General features: G+C 53.2%; 21 protein-coding genes. 18 read left to right on the top strand and 3 right to left on the bottom strand.

The window, feature by feature from the left end; translation table 11 throughout:
- Positions 1-343 precede the first annotated feature (343 nt).
- The 15 genes from dsrA to R2K28_RS15760 all read left to right on the top strand — a co-directional run bounded on the left by dsrA (position 344) and on the right by R2K28_RS15760 (position 14136).
- Positions 344-1588, top strand: a complete 1245-nt coding sequence (gene dsrA / locus R2K28_RS15830; protein ID WP_316365918.1) for a dissimilatory-type sulfite reductase subunit alpha — start codon at positions 344-346, stop codon at positions 1586-1588.
- A 101-nt stretch (positions 1589-1689) separates the two neighbouring features.
- On the top strand, positions 1690-2760 hold the full coding sequence (gene dsrB / locus R2K28_RS15825) for a dissimilatory-type sulfite reductase subunit beta (RefSeq protein WP_116444703.1): 1071 nt from the start codon (positions 1690-1692) through the stop codon (positions 2758-2760).
- 26 nt (positions 2761-2786) lie between these two features.
- Positions 2787-3179 carry a sulfurtransferase complex subunit TusD gene (gene tusD / locus R2K28_RS15820; protein WP_116448672.1) on the top strand — a complete coding sequence of 131 codons (393 nt, stop codon included), beginning with the start codon at positions 2787-2789 and terminating at the stop codon, positions 3177-3179.
- 15 nt (positions 3180-3194) lie between these two features.
- Positions 3195-3605, top strand: coding sequence for a sulfurtransferase complex subunit TusC (gene tusC / locus R2K28_RS15815; protein ID WP_116444712.1), 411 nt, complete (start codon positions 3195-3197; stop codon positions 3603-3605).
- 15 nt (positions 3606-3620) lie between these two features.
- On the top strand, positions 3621-3926 hold the full coding sequence (gene tusB, locus R2K28_RS15810) for a sulfurtransferase complex subunit TusB (RefSeq protein ID WP_116444704.1): 306 nt from the start codon (positions 3621-3623) through the stop codon (positions 3924-3926).
- A 44-nt stretch (positions 3927-3970) separates the two neighbouring features.
- The gene (locus tag R2K28_RS15805; RefSeq protein WP_069125287.1) at positions 3971-4303 is read left to right on the top strand and encodes a TusE/DsrC/DsvC family sulfur relay protein; all 333 of its coding nucleotides are present in this window, start codon (positions 3971-3973) and stop codon (positions 4301-4303) included.
- A gap of 72 nt (positions 4304-4375) precedes the next feature.
- The gene (locus R2K28_RS15800; RefSeq protein WP_316365911.1) at positions 4376-5098 is read left to right on the top strand and encodes a respiratory nitrate reductase subunit gamma; all 723 of its coding nucleotides are present in this window, start codon (positions 4376-4378) and stop codon (positions 5096-5098) included.
- 29 nt (positions 5099-5127) lie between these two features.
- Positions 5128-6663, top strand: a complete 1536-nt coding sequence (gene dsrK, locus R2K28_RS15795) for a sulfate reduction electron transfer complex DsrMKJOP subunit DsrK (protein ID WP_316365909.1) — start codon at positions 5128-5130, stop codon at positions 6661-6663.
- Positions 6664-6741: 78 nt separating this feature from the next.
- Positions 6742-8688, top strand: coding sequence for an NAD(P)-binding protein (locus R2K28_RS15790; RefSeq protein WP_316365908.1), 1947 nt, complete (start codon positions 6742-6744; stop codon positions 8686-8688).
- An 8-nt stretch (positions 8689-8696) separates the two neighbouring features.
- Entirely contained in the window at positions 8697-9167 is a 471-nt protein-coding gene (locus R2K28_RS15785; RefSeq protein ID WP_316365907.1) for a cytochrome c3 family protein, read from the top strand.
- 2 nt (positions 9168-9169) lie between these two features.
- Entirely contained in the window at positions 9170-9922 is a 753-nt protein-coding gene (gene dsrO / locus R2K28_RS15780; protein WP_116444709.1) for a sulfate reduction electron transfer complex DsrMKJOP subunit DsrO, read from the top strand.
- A gap of 22 nt (positions 9923-9944) precedes the next feature.
- The gene (nrfD, locus tag R2K28_RS15775; protein ID WP_316365904.1) at positions 9945-11132 is read left to right on the top strand and encodes an NrfD/PsrC family molybdoenzyme membrane anchor subunit; all 1188 of its coding nucleotides are present in this window, start codon (positions 9945-9947) and stop codon (positions 11130-11132) included.
- 111 nt (positions 11133-11243) lie between these two features.
- Positions 11244-12644 (top strand): cobyrinate a,c-diamide synthase, encoded by a 1401-nt coding sequence (locus tag R2K28_RS15770; RefSeq protein WP_316365900.1) that lies wholly within the window; start codon positions 11244-11246, stop codon positions 12642-12644.
- A complete protein-coding gene (locus R2K28_RS15765) occupies positions 12632-12952 on the top strand; it encodes a HesB/IscA family protein (protein WP_116444365.1) in 321 nt (106 codons plus the stop codon). The genes R2K28_RS15770 and R2K28_RS15765 overlap by 13 nt, the downstream gene beginning before the upstream one ends.
- A 77-nt stretch (positions 12953-13029) precedes the next feature.
- On the top strand, positions 13030-14136 hold the full coding sequence (locus R2K28_RS15760) for a sulfur reduction protein DsrS (RefSeq protein ID WP_316365894.1): 1107 nt from the start codon (positions 13030-13032) through the stop codon (positions 14134-14136).
- Positions 14137-14138: 2 nt separating this feature from the next.
- On the opposite strand, the gene R2K28_RS15755 is transcribed toward R2K28_RS15760, so the two are convergent.
- The 3 genes from R2K28_RS15755 to grxC all read right to left on the bottom strand — a co-directional run bounded on the left by R2K28_RS15755 (position 14139) and on the right by grxC (position 15575).
- Positions 14139-14588, bottom strand: a complete 450-nt coding sequence (locus R2K28_RS15755; protein ID WP_316365891.1) for a hypothetical protein — start codon at positions 14586-14588, stop codon at positions 14139-14141.
- A 316-nt stretch (positions 14589-14904) separates the two neighbouring features.
- Positions 14905-15315 (bottom strand): RNA-binding S4 domain-containing protein, encoded by a 411-nt coding sequence (locus R2K28_RS15750; protein WP_316365889.1) that lies wholly within the window; start codon positions 15313-15315, stop codon positions 14905-14907.
- A complete protein-coding gene (grxC, locus tag R2K28_RS15745; RefSeq protein WP_316365886.1) occupies positions 15312-15575 on the bottom strand; it encodes a glutaredoxin 3 in 264 nt (87 codons plus the stop codon). Before grxC ends, R2K28_RS15750 begins: the two co-directional genes overlap by 4 nt.
- Before the next feature lie 398 nt (positions 15576-15973).
- Between grxC and pepN the strand changes: the two genes are divergently transcribed.
- The 3 genes from pepN to R2K28_RS15730 all read left to right on the top strand — a co-directional run bounded on the left by pepN (position 15974) and on the right by R2K28_RS15730 (position 21041).
- Positions 15974-18634 (top strand): aminopeptidase N, encoded by a 2661-nt coding sequence (gene pepN / locus R2K28_RS15740; protein ID WP_316365884.1) that lies wholly within the window; start codon positions 15974-15976, stop codon positions 18632-18634.
- A 122-nt stretch (positions 18635-18756) separates the two neighbouring features.
- Positions 18757-20301 carry a CYTH and CHAD domain-containing protein gene (locus R2K28_RS15735; RefSeq protein ID WP_316365881.1) on the top strand — a complete coding sequence of 515 codons (1545 nt, stop codon included), beginning with the start codon at positions 18757-18759 and terminating at the stop codon, positions 20299-20301.
- Positions 20298-21041, top strand: a complete 744-nt coding sequence (locus tag R2K28_RS15730) for a ParA family protein (protein ID WP_316365879.1) — start codon at positions 20298-20300, stop codon at positions 21039-21041. Before R2K28_RS15735 ends, R2K28_RS15730 begins: the two co-directional genes overlap by 4 nt.
- The last annotated feature ends 5 nt before the right edge of the window (positions 21042-21046 follow it).

Raw genomic sequence — 21046 nt, 5'->3', positions numbered from 1 at the left:
AAAGTAAGGGACTATATTGAATATTAGAAATGAATTATAGACTTTAAGTTATTGTATATAAAAATAAACTTTGTTCATTTTTGAGCCTTTTTACCCCGATTTTTGTGAAAATATATCCCAAATGGGATAGTTATAAATATCCCTTTCCCCCCCATCGGAAGGATATTGGTCAGCATTAGACATCCCTAAAATTCGCACCAGTAGAAACAGGCCGGTTGCCTGTAACGGTTTCGGATTGCAGGTCGGTGGCCGGTTTTTTCTGTCAGGGTGTTTGGCGCAGCTAAAACATCAGGCGAAGAATCAGCAGAAGACCTGAAGAAAACGACCATTGGGAGAAAGAGTGATGGCAAAACAGATGCATGATACCCCCATGCTTGACCAGCTGGAGAGCGGCCCCTGGCCCTCGTTTGTCACCGGCCTCAAGCGCCTCGCCAAAGATAACGACATGATGGTTGACCTGCTGGGTCAGCTGGAGACCTCATACGAGACACGCAAGGGTTACTGGAAGGGCGGTACCGTTGGCGTGCTCGGTTATGGTGGCGGTATCATCCCCCGCTTTACCGAACTCAAGAATGACGACGGAGAGGCCCTGTTCCCCGCGGCGGCCGAGTTCCACACGCTTCGTGTCATGCCCCCTCCAGGCATGCACTATGACACCAACACCATTCGCAAATTCTGCGACATCTGGGAGAAGTATGGCTCCGGCCTGATCGCCTTCCACGGCCAGTCCGGCGACATCATGTTCCAGGGCTGTTCCACCGACAATGTCCAGCCCGCTTTCGATGAGATAAACGAGATGGGCTTCGATCTCGGTGGCGCCGGTCCCGCAGTGCGTACCGGTATGTCCTGTGTGGGTGCCGCTCGCTGCGAGAACTCCTGCTTCGACGAGGGCCGTACCATGCGCATGCTGGTCAACAACGCCCTCGACGACATGCATCGTCCCGCACTGCCCTACAAATTCAAGTATAAGGTTTCAGGTTGCCCCAACGACTGCATGAACTCCGTGCAGCGTGCCGACCTGGCTACCATCGGTACCTGGCGCGACGACATGAAGGTCGACCAGGACGAGGTCAAGAAGTTTGTGACCGAGAAAGGCCGCAAGTATGTTATCGACAATGTCATCACCCGTTGCCCGACCCAGGCCCTGTCGCTGAACGACGATGATACCCTGGCGGTGGACAACCCCTCCTGTGTCCGTTGCATGCACTGCATCAACGTCATGAACAAGGCGCTCTCTCCCGGCGACGACAAGGGTATCACCCTGCTCTGCGGCGGTAAGCGTACTCTCAAGATCGGTGATCTGATGGGTACAGTGATCGTGCCTTTCCACAAGCTGGAGACCGACGAGGACTTCGAATGGCTGGAAGAGCTGGCGACCGAGATCCTCGACTTCTTTGCCGAGAACGCCCTCGAGCACGAGCGTACCGGTGAGATGATCGAACGTATCGGCCTGGTTAACTTCCTGGAAGGTGTCGGCCTCGAGATCGATCCCAACATGATCGAGCGTCCGCGAATGAATCCCTATGTCCGTATGGATGGATGGGAGGAAGAAGCAGCCAAGTGGGCTGAGCAAAAGGCGGCTCAATAATCCATTCCGCTGCTGACTGATAGCAAATTGTAAGGGGGGCAACGGGTTCGCCCGGTTGCCCTTTAAAACGAATCAATTACCCTATTTTTTTGGAGGTAGGTATGTCGGAAGTTCGTATGCCGATTGAGAGTGGCGTCCCGGAGATGGAGCCCTACTTACACCCCGTGTTGAAGAAAAACTACGGCCAGTGGGCTTATCATGAGCGTCCGCGTCCCGGCGTGCTGGTGCATGTCGCCAAGAGCGGTGACAGTGTCTGGACCGTGCGTGCCGGTACCCAGCGTCAGATGGATGTCTACACCATCCGCAAGCTGATGGATATCGCCGACGAATTTGCCGAAGGCTATGTCCGCTTCACCATTCGCTCAAACATTGAGTACATGGTCAGCGATGAGTCCAAGGTTCAACCGCTGATCGACAAGCTGGAATCAGAAGGCTTTCCCATCGGCGGTACCGGTCCTTCGGTCTCCATGATCTCCCATACTCAAGGTTGGCTGCATTGTGATATCCCCGGTACCGACGCCTCTGGTGCGGTGAAGGCCCTGATGGACGATCTCTACGATGAGTTCACCAAGGAAGAGATGCCCAACCGGGTGCGTATTACCACCTCCTGCTGCCAGATCAACTGTGGCGGCCAGGGTGACATCGCGATCAATATCCAGCACACCAAGCCACCGAAGATCGACCATACCCAGGTCGCCAATGTATGTGAACGTCCTTCGGTTGTGGCGCGCTGCCCGGTGGCCGCTATCCGTCCTGCGATGGTCAACGGCAAACCTTCGTTGGAAGTGGACGAGAAGAAGTGCATCTGCTGTGGTGCCTGCTTCCCGCCTTGTCCGCCGATGCAGATCAACGATCCGGAGCACTCCAAGTTCGCCATCTGGGTAGGTGGAAAGAACTCCAATGCCCGTTCCAAGCCGACCTTCCACAAGCTGGTTGCCGCCGGTGTACCGAACAATCCGCCCCGTTGGCCGGAGGTTTCCACCGTCGTCAAACAGATTCTCGGCGCCTACAAAGAGGATGCCAAGGACTGGGAGCGTATCGGTGAATGGGCTGAGCGTATCGGTTGGCCGAAATTCTTCGAGAAGACCGGTCTGCCGTTCACCAAGTATCACATCGATAACTGGCGTGGCAGCCGTAACAACCTGAATGCCTCTGCGCATATCCGTTTCTAATTCGGTAATAACAGGAAGGTCTACTGATGAAATTCGCGATTCAGGTTAATGAGGGTCCCTATCAGCATCAAGCCACGGACTCCGCATACCAGTTCACCAAGGCTGCATTGGAAGCTGGACACGAGATCATGCGTGTCTTCTTCTATCACGACGGTGTCAACAACGGCACCAATCTGACCACGCCTCCGCAGGACGATCGTAATATCGTCAAGCGTTGGTCCGAACTGGGCAAACAACACGATCTCGATCTGGTGGTCTGCGTAGCAGCTGCCCAGCGACGGGGTATCGTCGACGAGGGTGAGATGCAGCGCAACGGCAAGGATGCGCAGAACATCGCTGAAGGATTTCGCATCTCCGGTCTCGGTCAGTTGGTTGAGGCGGGCATCCAGTCGGAACGTCTTATGGTATTCGGTGATTGAGCATAGGGGTTGATGATGTCTGAAGATATAAAAAAATTCATGTACCTCAACCGTCGGGCCCCCTACGGCACCATCTACGCCTGGGAGTCTCTGGAGGTTGTATTGATCGGCGCTGCGTTCGATCAGGATGTCAGTCTGGCTTTCCTGGATGACGGTGTCTATCAGTTGGTCAAAGGGCAGGATACAGCCGGGGTGGATATGAAGAACTTCTCGCCCACCTATCAGGCGCTTGGTGATTACGATGTTACCAAGCTGTATGTAGAGAAGGAGTCACTGGAGGAGCGGGGCCTGACCTTGGAAGACCTGATGCCTCTCACCTACGAGGATGAGGATGACGACTGGGCAGAGAAGGACTCTATCCGTGTAGTCAGTCGTGCGGAAATGGCGGACATCATGGAAGAACAAGATGTCATGTTCAGCTTCTAAGGCGGAGACGATTTAATGAGTACCCTACATACTGTTAACAAATCACCTTTTGAAAAGTCTTCAATGGATAGCTGTCTGGCCTACGCCAAGGCAGGCAGTTCGGTCCTTATGTACGAAGACGGCATTTATGGTGCGATCAAGGGCACTGACTGTACACAGAAGATTGCCGCCAAAGACGGCGTTAATTTCTATGTGCTGGGCCCCGACCTCAAGGCTCGCGGTGTAAGCGAAGAAAAGGTCGCTGATGGCATTGAAATAGTGGACTACGCCAAGTTTGTCTCTCTCGCTGCCGAGAATGACAAGGTACAGGCTTGGGTCTGATTGTTTTAACTGAATAAATTTCAACTCTATCTGGGAGAGAAAATATGGCTATCGAAGCTAACGGCAAAACCTTCGAAACTGATGAAGAGGGTTACCTCACCAATCTGGCTGATTGGGAACCCGCTGTTGCCGAGGCAATGGCTGCTGAGGATGATCTGCCTCTGACCGACGAGCACTGGGAGATCATCAACTTCCTGCGTGAGTACTATGAAGAGTACCAGATCGCTCCTGCCGTGCGTGTTCTGACCAAGGCTGTTGGTAAGAAACTGGGTAAGGACAAAGGTAACTCCAAGTACCTGTATGCACTGTTCCCTTACGGTCCTGGTAAGCAGGCCTGCCGCTTCGCCGGTCTGCCCAAGCCTACTGGCTGTATCTAAACAGCTGCAGATGTGGTGGATGGCCTTGGCCATCCACCACTCGCCCGTTCACTATTTGAGGAAAGCAGGATCATGTCATCTGTCTACGCGTTGCTGTTTATCGTAGCGACCTTAGTGCTCGTGCTTGGGCTGGCCAGAAAGATTGTCCAGTATGCCAAGACGCCTGCTCCATTAAAGATTCCCACCACACCGGCGCCTGTGAATCAGACCGGTGTCGTGTTACGCATGTTTCGCGAAGTTGTGTTTTTTGAGAGCCTGTTCAAGAGCACCAAGTGGACCTGGATATTTTCCTGGATGTTCCACATGGGCCTGTTCCTGGTACTTGCGCGACATGTCCGCTACTTTATCGATCCCGTATGGTTGCCAATTCAGCTGATTCAGCCGTTTGGTAAATATGCGGCCTTTGCCATGGTGGCTGGCCTCGCTGGACTGCTGATCCGAAGAATCTTCGTCGATCGCGTTCGCTATATCTCCGCACCCTCCGACTATCTGTGGTTGCTGCTGCTGATCGTGATCGGTATGAGCGGCGTCATGATGACCTTCGTCGTACACACCGATGTGGTCGCTGTTAAACAGTTTTTTACCGGATTCTGGACCTTCAGCGGTGGTGATCTGCCTATGGATCCCATCCTGCTGCTCCATCTGACCCTGGTCGCAGTGCTGATGCTGCTTCTGCCGTTCAGCAAACTGCTGCATATACCAGGTGTCTTTTTCAGCCCGACCCGTAACCAGGTGGACAATCCCCGTGAGAAGCGACACCTGGTGGAGTGGGCGAGAAAACTTGAAGATTCTTAAATTTATCGCTTGGCCGATGAGGGCAACAAATGGCTAAAGCAGCTGAATTCGAAACACCGGAACTGACGGAATTTATCGAGGTTCCCAACCTGGTTGAAGATACCATGAAGCATGTGACCTGCTTCGTGGCCAAGCCTGATCACAATACAGACTTGGGCTTTCCGGGAGAGAAACTCGAGAACTGGAAAGAGGTCGCCATCGATAAGATGGGTGACCTGCTGAGCCGCTATCGTGGGCTGCAGGTATTCATGGATGCCTGTGTAAAGTGCGGCTCCTGTACCGATAAATGCCACTACTACATCGGTACCAAGGATCCGAAGAACATGCCGGTGGGTCGCCAGGATCTGCTGCGTAAGGTCTATCGCCGCTACTTCACTTTTGCGGGTAAGTACTTTCCTAAGCTGGTTGGCGCCGCCGATCTCACCGACGAAGTGATCGACGAGTGGTACAGCTACTTCCATCAGTGTTCCCAGTGCCGTCGCTGTTCGGTCTTCTGTCCCTACGGCATCGATACCGCCGAGATCTCCATGGCGGCGAGGGAGATCCTCGACTCCATCGGTGTGGGCCAGAAGTACTGCAACGAGATCATCGGCAAGGTGCACAAGATCGGTAACAACCTCGGTTTGCCGGGGCCCGCCATATTGGATACCCTCGAAGGTCTGGAAGAGGATGTCTGGGATGAGGACGAAGTGGCGGTGAAATATCCCCTCGACGTGAAGGGCGCCGACATCCTGCTGGTTACCCCCTCCGCCGACTTCTTCGCCGAGCCCCATGTGGACGGCCTGATCGGTTACGGCAAGGTCTTTCACGAGGCCGGTGTCAGCTGGACCATGAGCACCAAGGCCTCCGAGGCGGGTAACTTCGGCATGTTCATCGGCAGCTATGAGAACATGCGCCGGGTCTCCCTGCGTATTCGTGAGGCGGCCCTGGAGCTGGGCGTCAAACGCATCGTCTTCGGCGAGTGCGGTCACGCCTGGCGTATCGCCTACAGCTTTTTGAATACCCTGGCCGGTCCCTTCGATTTTCTCGATCCCGACTATCCGGTGCCGCAGCATATCTGCGAGTTCACCCTGAATGAGATCGAGAAGGGCACCCTGGAGTTCGACAAGTCGGAGAACGACGAGATGTCGATCACCTTCCACGACTCCTGCAACGTGGCCCGCGCCTCGCGCATGGGCGACAAGCCGGGCGGCCAGTTCGAGATCCCGCGCCAGGTGATCAAGGCAGTGGTCAACAACTACCACGACATGGAGTGGGATACCATCCATGAACGCACTTTTTGCTGCGGTGGTGGCGGTGGTCTGCTGACCGATGATCTGATGGAGGTTCGCGTCAAGGGCGCCAAGCCGCGCATGACGGCTTTCAAGAATGTCATGGAGGAGAAGGGGGTAACCCACCTGGCGGCGATCTGCGCGATCTGTAAGAGCCAGTTCACCAAGGTGTTCCCCTATTACGGGATGGATATGTTCCAGATCGTCAGCGTCCATCAACTGGTGAGCAACGCGATTGTGTTGAACAGAAAGACGCCGCCTGAGGAAGCTCCCGACTACGGCGAAGACGAATAGCACACGATAACTAGCGCAAACTACGATTCCTACCAAGGGTAGGGTACGACCAAGACAAGTTCCAAGAGGAGACTGAGAATGGCAACTCCTAGCGAAGAGATGAAAAAACCGATTACTTGGCGCCGCTTTGAAGAGGGCGAAACTGAATGGGATGATTGGGGTGATAAAATCTTCCTTGAAGATACCTCCTACAAGTGCCCCACCTATATCAATCGTACACCCCCATGCCAGGGCAGCTGCCCGTCTGGTCACGATATCCGTGGTTGGTTGGCAATCGTACGTGAGCAGGAGAAGCCTTCCGAGGGTATGGATTGGGAGCAGTATGCCTTCGAGCGTGCGGTAGAGGCCAATCCCTTTCCTTCCATGATGGGTAGAGTCTGTCCGGCACCTTGTCAGGATGGCTGTAACCGCAACGAGGTAGAAGACTTCGTCGGTATCAACGCGGTGGAACAGTACATCGGCGATACTGCCATCGAGAAGGGTTTCAAGTTCACCCCCGGTACCGATACCGGTAAGAAGGTGGCGGTCATCGGTGGCGGTCCCGCGGGTATGGCGGCTGCCTTCCAGCTACGCAAGATGGGTCATGGTGTGACCGTATTCGAGAAGGATCCCGAGCTAGGCGGTATGATGCGTTACGGCATTCCCAACTATCGTATCCCCCGCGACAAGCTGCAGGCTGAGATCCAACGCATTCTCGACATGGGTGTCGAGACCCGCACCGGTGTCAAGATTGGTGCCGATGTGCCTGTTGCCGATATCGAGAAAGAGCACGATGCGATTCTCTGGGCCCTCGGTTGCCAGAATGGTCGTGATCTGCCGGTGGATGGCTGGGTCGGTACCCCCAACTGTGTCTCCGGTGTGGCCTTCCTCAAGGCCTTCAACGAAGGCCGCATGAAGGTAACCGCCAAGAATGTTGTCTGTATCGGTGGTGGTGATACTTCTATCGACGTGATCTCTGTGGCCAGACGCCTGGGCACTAACAGCGCAGCCGGTAAACCCGAAGAGGTGGTACTCGATACCAGTATGAACCAGGATGATGCCCTGGCCGATGGGGCAGAGCCTGCCGCCGCCACCCTGACCTCCTTGTTCACCAAGGACAAGATGTTTGCCGCGCAGCACGAGATTCACGATGCCCTGCATGAGGGGTGTGAGATCCTGGACGGTGTGATGCCGCTGGAAGTGATCCTTGGTGACAACGGTCGCGCCACAGGCCTCAGGGTATGTGACTGCACCATGGATGGCATGACCCCGATTCCCACCGAGGGTACAGAACGCGTATTGGAAGCCGATCTCATCGTCTCCGCCATCGGTCAGAGTGCCGATATGGAAGGGCTTGAAGAGATGGCCAACGATAAAAACCTGATGGACGCGGATAAGTTCTATCAGGTACCTGGCAAGGAAGGTCATTTCGTGGCCGGTGATATCATTCGTCCGCATCTGTTGACCACCGCCATCGGCCAGGCCTCAATCGCCTGTGAAAGCATCGATGCCTATCTGAATAAAAAAGATCTGGCGAAACGTCCAAAGGTGGATGTGCACCATTTCGATCTGCTAGACAAGCTGGAAGAGACAGATATGTCGCCGGAAGTTTTCGATAAGAACGAGGATGACCTGCGTGGCACCAACACCGCAAAGTTTGCTGTACACAACTATGAGGATCGCTCATATCATGAGGTGATTCCTGCTGGCGATCTGTACCTGGGGCACTTCTCTTTCACACCGCGTCTGCTGCGTTCGGAGGATGTGCCTACTGCGGATCAGGTGCTGCACCACTTCAAGGAGCGTATGAACGGCTTGAACCAGGAACAGGTTCAGGACGAAGCCAAGCGCTGCATGAGTTGCGGCATGTGTTTCGAGTGCGACAACTGTGTCGTGTTCTGCCCGCAAGATGCGGTATTCCGGGTCAAGAAAACGGAATCGACCACCGGTCGATATGTCGATACCGACTACAACAAGTGTATCGGTTGCCATGTTTGTACCGATGTTTGCCCCACGGGATATATCCAGATGGGGTTAGGAGAATAGGAGCTGAGATGCGTAGTTCTCTCATCAGCAAGCGACTCCTCATTATCCTGCTGGCAGGTCTGTTGTTACCCGCTATGCAGGCCATGGGTGAGAGTCGGTATGTGACCGAAAATTCAAAGGCTGCCTCAGTGGACAGCTGTGTCGCTCCCACCGATGTGATGCGTCGCAACCATATGGATTTCCTCCAACATGGTAGGGACGATACGGTCAGGGATGGGGTTCGTGGTCTGAAATACAGTCTATCCGAGTGTATCGATTGCCATGCCTCCAGGGATTCTAGCGGTCAAGGTATATCGGTTACCAGCGAAGGCGAGTTTTGTCAGGCTTGTCATGGTTACGTTGCTGTGAGTCCGGCCTGCTTTCAGTGTCATCGTACTACACCCATGGAGAGCGGCAGCGGAAGCTCGCTTGGTTACCGTTTGGAGGCGCATACCCATGCCTTGGATATGCAACAGCCTGCTGGCAGACAGAGAGACTGATCATGAGCGATAAAAGTGACCAGCCGAGCGTAGAACGCCGCCAGTTCATCGGCGGTACCTTGGCAGCTGCCGGGGCGTTGACCCTGGCACCCGGTGTAATATTGCACGCTGCAAGCGGCAGTGATGATGCAGATTCGGGTGCAACCGGCAAACATCGTTGGGGGATGCTGATCGATTCCAATAAATGCGCCGAGGGATGCAGTAGCTGTGTCGATGCCTGTAACAGTGAGCACGGCCTGACCGGTCATGACAGGCCTGAGACCGATGCGGTCTGGATTCGTCCGGTCAAACTCAAGGACAAGCAGACCGGCCACGTCAATCGCCTGGTGATGATGTGTCAGCACTGTGAGCATCCTCCCTGTGTCGATGTCTGCCCCACCAATGCATCATTCAAACGCATAGACGGTGTGGTACTGGTCGATCGCCACCGCTGCATCGGTTGCCGCTACTGTATGATGGCCTGTCCCTACAAGGCCCGTTCCTTCGTGCATGAAGCCCTATCGGGTCAATCGGTGAATGCGCCGCGGGGTAAGGGATGTGTCGAATCCTGCACCCTTTGCGTGCACAGGATAGATGCCGGCGAGATGCAGACGGCCTGTCAGGAGGCCTGTACCAAGGAGGGGCATGGTGCGATTCTATTTGGTGATATGAAGGATCCGAACAGCGAAATCAGCCGGGTTCTCAAATCCCACAACTCAGTACAGATCCGGGCCGACCTCGAGTTGAACACCGGCGTGCGTTACCTCAACCTGTGATCTGTAGGGAGCTTGGAAACATATGAGTAAGATGTACTACCGCGAGCTCTACTGTGGCTCACCTATACGCTTCTGGATGGGGCTGGCACTGCTTGGTGCGTTTATAGCCGTCGGTCTGGGTGCTGCCTATTACATGGAACACAATGGTCACTGGGTAACCGGCATGTCCAATCAGATCGTGTGGGGACTGCCCCATGTATTTGCGATCTTTCTGATTGTGGCCGCATCGGGGGCATTGAATGTAGCATCCATAGGTTCGGTCTTCGGTGGTCCACTGTATAAGCCGTTGGGACGCTTTTCAGGCCTGCTGGCGATCGGTTTGCTGGTTGGTGGTTTGATGGTTCTGGTGCTCGATCTTGGCCGGCCTGATCGATTGATCGTTGCCATGACCGAGTATAATTTCAAATCGATCTTTGCCTGGAACGTCATTCTCTATAGCGGATTTATTGCCATTGTCGCGGTCTATCTGTGGACAATGATCGATCGCAGCGCGGCGAAATTCAAACGTCCACTGGGTTTTGCGGCATTCTTCTGGCGTATCGCACTTACCACCGGTACTGGGTCCATCTTCGGTTTCCTGGTGGCGCGTGAGGCCTACGACGCGGCAATCATGGCGCCGATGTTCGTCATCATGTCGTTCAGCTATGGTCTGGCTTTCTTCATCATTACACTCATTACCGCCTACATGTGGGGTGATAGAGAGATCGGCGATCTGCGCCTGACGAAATTGAAAAATCTGCTTGGTGTGTTTGTTGGGGCGGTTCTCTATTTTGTCCTGGCATATAATCTGACTAATCTCTATATAACCCAGCATCACGGTATCGAGCACTTCATCCTATTGGGTGGGGGTATCTACACGACGATGTTTTGGGTTGGACAGATTCTCATCGGCAGTATTCTTCCTCTCTTTTTGATCTATTCACCTGCTTTTGAAAAGTCCCGTTGGGCAATTGCGGCGGCATCCATAGCCGTGCTTATCGGCGGCTTCTTTCAGATCTATGTCATCGTAATCGGTGGACAGGCCTATCCAATGAATATGTTTCCAGGAAAAGAGGTCATCGAAACTGGCTTCTTCGATGGCCAGGTTGCACACTATGTCCCAACCTTTCCAGAAGCAGCTCTCGGTGTTGCAGGTATGGCGGTATCACTAGCATTGGTGGCGATTGGTGCACGGGTAATCAAGGTATTCCCTGAAACCCTCGAAGACTGAGCAACACTGCCTATTCACGATTAAAGATCCATCACCGCTCTGCGTTGGTGGATTTTTTGTTTACCAGGTAGGATAGTATTCTTAATACCTGATCCTCATTGATGGTTTCCTGTGTCAGCGATATACCTATCAGCCGCCCATAAATCCTCCGGTAAGACGACCCTGGCCATAGGACTTGCCAGAGTCCTGGTGAAACGCGGTATCGCACTCCAGCCTTTCAAGAAAGGACCTGACTATATCGATCCCCTGTGGCTCTCCGCTGCCGCGGGTAGGGATTGCTACAACCTCGATTTTTATACCCAGAGCAGAGAGGAGATATCACAAAAATACGCCACCTATATGGATGGCATGGAGATGGCGCTGATTGAGGGAAACAAGGGGCTTTTCGATGGGGTGGACATCGAGGGTTCAAACAGCAATGCGGCCATGGCAGCCTTTCTGGATACACCGGTGGTTCTGGTGATCAACTGTCGTGGCATGACGAGAGGCATCGCCCCCCTGCTGCTGGGCTATCAGGCATTTGATCACAACATCCACATAGCTGGCCTGATCCTGAATCAGGTTGGGGGGGCCAGGCATCAGTCCAAGCTGGTCCAGGTCGTCGAACACTATACGGATATCCCTGTTTTAGGTGCGATTCAGGCAGATAGTCGGCTGCAGATCGACGAGCGACACTTGGGGTTGATTCCAAGCAATGAGAGTGATTTATCAGAACAGATTATTCAGCTGTTGGCAGCTACCGTCGAGCAACAGATCGACATCGAAAAATTAATTGAAATTGCAGCGAATGCCTCGTCACCCTCCGCCAAAACCACAGGATCTTCGCCCTATTCTCTGCCGAAGAATCCACTTAGAATCGCCATTGCACGGGATCGTGCGTTCGGATTTTACTATCCGGACGATTTGGATATGTTTCGCGCCCTGGGTGTGGAAATAGTAGAAATCGATACCTTGAATGACAAGAAACTGCCTGAAATTGATGGGCTTTTTCTAGGTGGAGGATTCCCGGAAATGGCCATGGAGGCGCTTGAGGCGAATCGATCCATGCGCCATGCAATTGCCGATTATGTGGAGCAGGACGGACCGGTCTACGCAGAGTGTGGTGGTTTGATCTATCTAACCAGGAGCCTTACCTGGGGCGCTAAAAAATGTAGAATGGTCGGAGTGATTCCGGCTGATACCCGGATGCATGAAAAGCCACAGGGTAGAGGGTATGTGCGTTTGCGGGATACCGGCAGGGGGCCTTGGCCCCGACTCCCGAATGAAGCATCGAATCCGGTGGTCCATGCCCACGAGTTTCACTATTCATCCCTGGAGTCACTTGAGGGCGATGAGGAAGATTTCGTTTACAGGGTGGAACGCGGCACTGGTATCGATGGCGAATTTGACGGTTATCTCTACAAAAACCTGCTGGCGAGCTATACGCACATGAGAAATGTAGGCGGTAACAATTGGGTTCAGCGTTTTGTGGCGCATGTGGATGGGTTAAAGGGTGACAGATGTTTAAAATAACACCGCGGGCAGCGCAACAGATTCAACAAGCGGCCAAGATGGGTGGCACGGAAGGTATGGCTTTGCGTTTTGCTGCACAAAAGAAAGAGGATGGTACTTTTGACTATCTGATGGGTTTCGATGACGCCAAGGACGATGATATCCAGTTCGATTCCGAAGGGGTCAGTGTGATCATGGAGCCTGAGTTTTTCTCCCTGCTCGATGAGACAACCATGGATTTCACTGAATTGGATGATGGCGAAAGCCAATTCATTTTCATCAACCCAAAAGACAGCAACTACACGCCACCGAAAGAGCCGGTTCAATAGAACTGACGACCTCAGTCCGATGATGCGTGGAATGAATCTACCGTTCGCTTGCAAAGAACCAGGGATTGCTGTCTGATATGGAGCTGACGAACGAAGATTCGTTGCGCTTGAATGTACTATTGGCAAACAAGCCACAGGCGATACGCATTGACGAATCGAGTATGACCCTGTTTGGTTTGACTGAACAGGGTGAATCCAGGATCACCCTCAATCCCACTTGTCGTGATGACATCTATCTGCGTAGAGTGCGTGAGGTACTCTCCGGTCATGTGCAGGGTTCTCCAGGTGGTTATCCGGTCTATCTCAAACGCTGGAATCGCATGGGGCAGACCCGGGATGAGAACCTGGAACAGTTGCTGCTGCTGGGTGAGCCGGAGGCAGTGGTGGCCTTTACCTGTGCCAAGGGTATAACCGACGAATTGGCAAGACGTGCCTGGTGGATCAGTCAGGATCCTGACAATGCCCGCCGAATGCTGAATAACCCGCAGATCGCAGCTGGCAGTATGGGACCGGAACTGGCCAGCTTTCTGGTGGAATATCTCCCCTTTGAAACTGAACCGATGGTGATCATAGAGAGCCTGCGCCTGGTATTGCAGCCCGGCCTGATCAGTGAAGAGGAGAAGATCGGCCTATGGAACCGCTGTCAACGCAAGCCGACCTACTATCTTGGTTTTCTTACCGCCTTGCCCGACGATCTGCCTGTGCGGTCTGCACCAGGTACTCTGTCTGATGAGGAGCTGGCAGGATTGCGTCCGTTGTCTGAACAGGATAATCCATTTGCTGTTCAGCTGTTGCGAATTCACTCGTCAGCCGGACAAGGCTTCATTGCAACCGCGTTGCAAGTCATGGAGAAACCGGCCAATCAGGATGTGGTCACGACACTGCTTGATGTGATTCGTGACTATCTGCATTCGTTACGCCCAACAGGCGATCCTGATCTGACCCTGGAAGCGCTGCAGGCTGAAGCGGATGGCTTGTCCACTCAGGCCTTTCGGGAGTGTTGTGAAATTGCCGGTCAGCGGGAAGCCGAGTTGCGCATACTCTATCTGATGTCCGGTCTTGGGTATGGAGTTGTCAGACCGGTTTTGTGTAACACGGATGCAATCGGTTCACTGATGCGGAAGAAGTTGACGCCGATATTCGAACCGTTGAAAGGACTCTTCAAGCAATTACAGACTGGCTAGCGTTATTTTTCACGCTGTCTGCCTTTATAGGCGGATACCTGTTGTATGAGGGTCTGGTAGGGTAGATTCTCCAACCTTCCATAGGCATCAGTGGCACTGTTGATCAATGTAAAGACATCATCGATCAGTTCCGGTATGGGACGATCGGGATGGAGAGCGGAGAAGAGGCCGCGCAATCCGCCCACCTGGAGCCGCATCGCCTTTGCATGGGGTAGAACCCCCTTGTCATCGTTTGACTTCAGGGCAAAGCGGGCCTGTTGACGGAGTGTCTCCAGCAGTTCCAAGCACTGTTGCAGTGCTTCATCGGAAACACAATGTACGCCCTCACGTTCCGCGATACAGAGCTTTTTCGACTGGGAACAACCACAGTGAGAAGAGAGGATGCTTTTTTCATAAGCGCAGATACGCTCATTCATCTCTCGATAGGTTCTGCGGAAAGCATCCTGGTCCATTGTCAGTCCTAGGGCCTGTTAACACTAATCCAATAGGCTCTGCTGAGACTGTTATTGTGTCCAGCAAGGCAGAATGAGCGTGGTGTAGCATGGCTACATGAGCGAATGATAACGCCGCTGGGTGCAAAAACAGCCCCAGCCCTTCGGGTTGCGCCCCGAAGGAAGTGCCCTTGGGGTGTGCCTGAAAAAGCGCCACTCGGCGTTGCTCGTCGCTCATTTGGAATGACCAAACCTCTCTCCTCGCGCCTTGATTGGCGCTTTTTCAGGTACAACAGAGCCTATTGGATTAGTGTTAACAGGCCCTAAAAGGCCCTATTCAGCTGGACTTTCCGGTGAATCGGTGAATCATGCGTCTCTCTCTCTTATTGGGTTTACCATGATCCAATCTGGGCGACATCGATCGTTCGAGTCGCAATGCATCACTCATTTTTTCACGGCGCTCGATGCTTTCGGCTGTCTCATCATAAAAACCGCGCGCCTCTGCAGCCGGTCTTCTCTTGGTTGCCAACACCCGCACGGTGATATCCCACTCCAAGGCCCCTTTGTGGATGCGCAGTTGCGACCCTGTTTTTATCTCCTTGCCGGGTTTTGTCCGCTGGCCATTGAGATGTACCTTACCACCGTTTATGGCCTCTGAGGCAATCTGGCGAGTCTTGAAAAAGCGCGCAGCCCACAACCACTTATCCAAGCGGACTTTTTGCGGCGTCTTGTCCAGCGGTTGATTCACAGCTCCGATCTACCCAGCAAGTGATCGAGTTGGCCCGACATTTCAAGTGAGGCTAGATCATCGTAGCCACCTACATGATAGTCATCGATGAATATCTGGGGAACGGTGTGTCGGTTGCTGCGACGCATCATTTCCTGCATCACTTCGTGATTGTGGTCGATACGAATCTCCTCAAAAGTCACACCTTTATTTTCCAGCAGATGCTTGGCACGAACGCAATACGGACAGATTGCGGTTGAATACATGACAACATTTGGCATAAAAGGGCGTTCCTCGGCAGCAGATTGTAAGTATAATATATCTAACTATTTGTAAAAGAAGGATAAATAGAAATATTTTTTCTATCCCGTCTATCCTAGCAGGAGAAGAATACGAGTTCCACGCTGAGGTCGATCGAATCTTGTATCAATCCCTTTAACCATACAGAATTAGCAGGTAAGTATATCTGCAAGAGATGACAATCCTATACTCATATAGGAGCTGTCGGGCAATAGGTCAAATCCGCTGCAATTTACTCCCCAGGATTTCAGGCAAGCCTCCGGCTGCCACTATTTGGGCAATTACTCAACGTTTATCAGCAGAGATTTTTGTAGCAAGATGGATTCTCAGCAACCATCCCTATACTCCGTAGCCTACAGATAACTGGTAAAAACAACCGATGCGAACAAAAAACGCAAAAACCATCCATTTGAAGGATTATCGTCCTCCTGAATACCTGATTGATGATGTAGAACTGTTTATTGACCTGTTGGATGAGTCAGCCCAGGTCACCAGCCGTTTGCATATTCGGAAAAACCCGGCCAGTGGAACGTTGAATCCCGCCTTGAAGCTGGATGGTGAAGGGTTGCAGTTGCAGGCTGTAGCGCTGGATGATCAGCCTCTCCCTGATGAGGCCTACCAGGTCGATGAGCGGACTCTGACCGTCCCCAATGTACCGGATCGTTTTGTCCTGACTACACAGGTTGTGATCTATCCGCAAAAAAATACCGCCCTTGAAGGGCTCTATCGGTCAGGGGGACTCTATTGCACCCAGTGCGAGGCCGAGGGCTTCAGGCGTATCACCTACTATCTCGATCGCCCGGATGTGATGGCGCGTTTTGCAACCACCATCAGCGCCAGTAAGGCTGATAATCCTGTCATGCTGGCAAATGGAAATTGTGTCGAGGAGAGGGAGCTGGAGGGTGGTCGCCATCTGGTGTGCTGGAAAGATCCCTTTCCCAAGCCCTGCTATCTGTTTGCCATGGTCGCCGGTAATTTGCGCTTTCAGCAGGATAGTTTTACCACCCTCTCTGGCCGGGAGGTCGACCTGCGAATCTACGTGGAGCCGGAGAACATCGATAAATGCGATCATGCCATGAGCTCATTGAAAAAGGCCATGGCCTGGGATGAAGAGCGCTACGGACGCGAGTATGACCTGGATATCTACATGATCGTGGCGGTGAATGATTTCAACATGGGCGCAATGGAGAACAAGGGCCTGAATATATTCAACTCCAAGTATGTACTGGCCCGCACCGATACCGCGACCGACAACGACTATCAGGGTATCGAGGGGGTGATTGCCCATGAGTATTTCCATAACTGGACCGGGAATCGGATCACCTGTCGCGATTGGTTTCAGCTTAGCCTGAAGGAGGGGCTGACGGTTTTTCGCGATCAGGAGTTTTCCGCCGATATGGGATCCCGTGGGGTCAAGCGAATCGATGACGTGCGTCTGCTGCGCAGCCATCAGTTTGCCGAGGATGCAGGCCCGATGGCTCATCCTGTGCGCCCGGACAGCTATATAGAGATCAATAATTTCTACACCGTGACGGTGTATGAGAAGGGGGCTGAAGTGGTGCGCATGCAGGCCAATCTTCTTGGTCCTGAACTCTATCGAAAGGCAACGGATCTCTACTTCCGCCGCCATGATGGTGAGGCCGTCACCACCGATGATTTTGTTCGGTGCATGGAGGATGCCAGTGGTCGGGATCTGACCCAGTTTCGTCTCTGGTACAGCCAGTCGGGTACACCGGTGGTTGAGGTGGAGGCTGAGTATAATGCCCAACAGGGCAGCTATCGACTCAGCTTTCGTCAGCACTGCCCGGATACACCGGGACAACAGGATAAAAGGCCCTTCCATATACCCGTTGCGATAGCCCTGTTGGATCGGGAGGGAAACGAGCTCCCGTTGCAGTTGCAGGGTGAGGCGGAACCACAAGCTACCCGGCGGGTGCTGGAGCTGTCTGCTGCGGATCAGCAATTCACCTTTGTCGGCTTCGAGGAGCAGCCGATACCCTCGCTGCTGAGGGGATTCTCAGCACCGGTCAAGCTGCGCTATCCCGCGACTGACGAAGAGCTGATGTTTCTGATGGCCAGGGACACGGATGACTTCAATCGATGGGATGCTTCCCAGGCCCTGGCACAGAGGACCTTGTTGAAACTGGTGGCTGACTATCGGGCTGGAAAAAACCTCTCGTTGGACGCAGGTCTGGCTGGGGCCTTTGAGACCGCCCTGAAAAACAGTGCCGCCGACAAGGCGCTGCTGAGTGAAGTATTGCGGCTCCCCGGCGAGTCCACTTTGGGTGACCAGATGGACGTTGTGGACGTGGAGGCGATCCATCATGTCAGGGAGTGGCTCAAGCATGCATTGGCCAGTCGACTACGCCATCATCTAATAGATGTCTACCAGCAAAATTGCGCTGGTTATGCCTACGATATTGAGTCCACATCCATTGCCAGGCGCAGGTTGAGAAACCTGGCGTTGGATTATCTTATGCATTTGGATGATCCCGAGATCCACAAGCTCTGTTATAATCAGTTTCAAACAGCGAACAATATGACTGATGTGATGGCGGCACTCAGTTGCCTGTCCAACACCGATTGTCCGGAGCGGGATCAGGCCCTCGCCGCCTTTGAGAAACAGTGGATTGACGAACCGCTGGTAATGGACAAGTGGTTTGCAGTACAGGCGAGTTCCCGTCTGCCCGGGACACTGCAACAGGTCAAGGCATTGATGGAGCATAAGGCTTTCTCGCTGCGTAATCCGAACAAGGTTCGCAGTCTGATTGGTGTCTTCTGCAGTATCAACGTCAATGCCTTTCACATGCCTGACGGCTCCGGATACGCATTCCTCACCGATCAGGTCATAGCCCTTGACCGGTTGAACCCGCAAATTGCGGCAAGGATGATCCGGATCATGAGTCGCTGGCGTCGTTATGATGAATTGCGCCAGGGGTTGATGCGTGCCCAGTTCGAACGGGTTCTGTCTCACGCCGATATCTCGAAGGATGTCTATGAGATAGCCAGCAAATGCCTGGCTGAAGCTGGTGATGACTAGTAGATGAGGAGGTTGATTATAGCGGAAGAGAGGAGGTAAGGAGGGAATGGTTCTGATCCTGGTATTTGTCACATCGAGCCGGGTCAGTTAATCTCTTGGCTAGTTGAATTTGAGGTTGCCCAATGGCACAACACCCACTTACCTATCTATTGCCTGAAGAGCTCGATTTCGAAGGATTCAAGCGAATACTTTCTGAATCCTATCCATTGTTGGAAGATACCCCGGTTAAGGTAAAGCAGACCTATTACGACAGTTTCGACTGGCGCGTCTGGCAGGCGGGGGGAGAGTTGCGCTACGAGCAGGGCGAGCAAAATAAACTGTGTTGGGTGGATAAAAAAAAATCTCACTGCCAAGCCATCGAATCAGCCCCAGGGTTCAGCCAGGATATCCCCGCTGGCCCGGTCCGGGAGCGCCTGGTGCCGGTGTTGGAGATGCGTGTCTTGCTACCCATGGTGCATATCAATCAGCAGCGACATACCTTGCGTATTCTCGATGCCGATGAGAAGACGGTTGTCAGAGTCATCCTGCAGAAGAATCAATTCAGCGCGGTCAAGGGCAGGTTAAAGGGTGACCTGGATGGCCGGATTGTGCTGCAGCCGTTAAAGGGCTATGAGAGTGATTTCCTGAAGCTTAAACAACAGTTCGCATCACTCAAACTCAGACTGTCGGAGCAGAGTCTGTACCATGACGCATTGCTGGGTGTGGAGCGCAAACCGGGCGATTACAGCTCCAAGCTCAATTTCAGGCTCGATCCGGATGCCCCTGCGCATGAAACGGCCCGCCAGATCATGCTGAATCTGCTGGATACCCTGGAAGCCAATGTGGATGGCACCAGGGCGAATCTGGACAGCGAGTTTCTCCACGATTTGCGGGTTGCCACCCGGCGTACCCGTTCGGCTATGAGCCAGATAAAAGGGGTGTTCGATGTGCAACAGCTGGCGCCATTCAAGCAGGCTTTTGGCTGGATTGGACAAATAACCGGGGAGACAAGGGATCTGGATGTCTATCTGTTGCAATATCCCGATTATCAGGCCTCCCTGCCAAAGATGGTTCAAGATGATCTCGATCCTTTTCACACCTTTCTGCAGCAACACCACAAGCAGGCCCAAGCCGAGCTGGTGAAGAAAATCAACTCACCTCATTTCAGAAAGTCCCTGAAGGCCTGGCGTAGCTGGTTGCAGGATTCAGGGGTGGATAGTTCGCAGGCTCCAAACGCCATGCGTCCGACAGTAGAGTTGGCCGATAAGCGCATCGGGAAACTCCACAAGAGGGTACTCAAGGATGGTATCGGCATCGGCCATGATTCACCCGCTGAGCAACTGCACGAACTCCGCAAGGATTGTAAAAAACTACGCTATTTAATGGAGTTCTTTCAGAGCCTATACCCCAAGCCGGCAATCCGTGGGCTGATCAGGTCATTGAAGGTGATCCTTGATAATCTTGGGGAGTTCCAGGACCTGGAAGTACAGGCAAAATCATTGGAGAAGTTTGGTGCACAGATGATGCAAGAGGGGGCGCCAGCCAGTGCACTGATGGCCATGGGCATTCTCGTTGGCAGGCTTTTGGAGAGACAGCAGCAGGCCAGGGATGCCTTTGTTGATCTGTTTGCCGATTTCAGCAGCGAGTCGAAACAAAACGCCTTTCATCAGCTGTTTGGGGTGAGATGATGCATATCATCGGCGTCTACAATATCAAGGGCGGGGTTGGTAAGACTGCGACCGCAGTCAATCTCTCCTATCTCGCTGCTAAACAGGGTTATCGCACCCTGATTTGGGACTTGGATCCCCAGGCAGCCGCGACCTTCTATTTTCGTATTCAAGCGAAGGTAAAGGGCAGTAAAAAGCTTATCAAGGGTAAGTTCGACCTGGACGATGTGGTCAAGGCGACAGATTTTGAGAATCTCGATATGCTGCCTGCCGACTTCTCCTATCGCAATATGGATCTGCGACTGGAGGATGCGAAGAAACCCACCAAGCAGCTGCTGAAGCTGTTGCGCCCCCTTTCAAAAAACTATGACTATGTGTTCCTTGATTGCCCGCCGAGTATTTCACTGGTTTCGGAGAATATCTTCCGTGCCGCCGAGGGGCTGCTGTTGCCCTTGATACCCACCACACTTTCGTTGCGCACCTACCAACAGCTTCTCGATTTTCTGCAAGGCCACCGCATCACCGGATTGAAGTTAATGCCTTTCTTTTCCATGGCGGATCGACGTAAGCGTATGCATCTGGATATAATGAGGAATTTCCCGGACGCTCACGGTGAACTGTTGCAGGCACAGATCCCCTATGCCAGCGATGTCGAGAAGATGGGAATCCATCGGATGCCGGTGCAGGCGTTTTCGCCCAACTGTTTTGCCGCCAGCGCCTACCAGGCACTATGGATGGATGTACAGAACCGCCTAGGCTAACCTCT

Origin of the sequence: Candidatus Thiodiazotropha sp. CDECU1, assembly GCF_963455295.1 — a bacterium.
GTDB lineage: Bacteria > Pseudomonadota > Gammaproteobacteria > Chromatiales > Chromatiaceae > Thiodiazotropha.
This window is presented reverse-complemented; position numbering and strand designations above follow the sequence as displayed.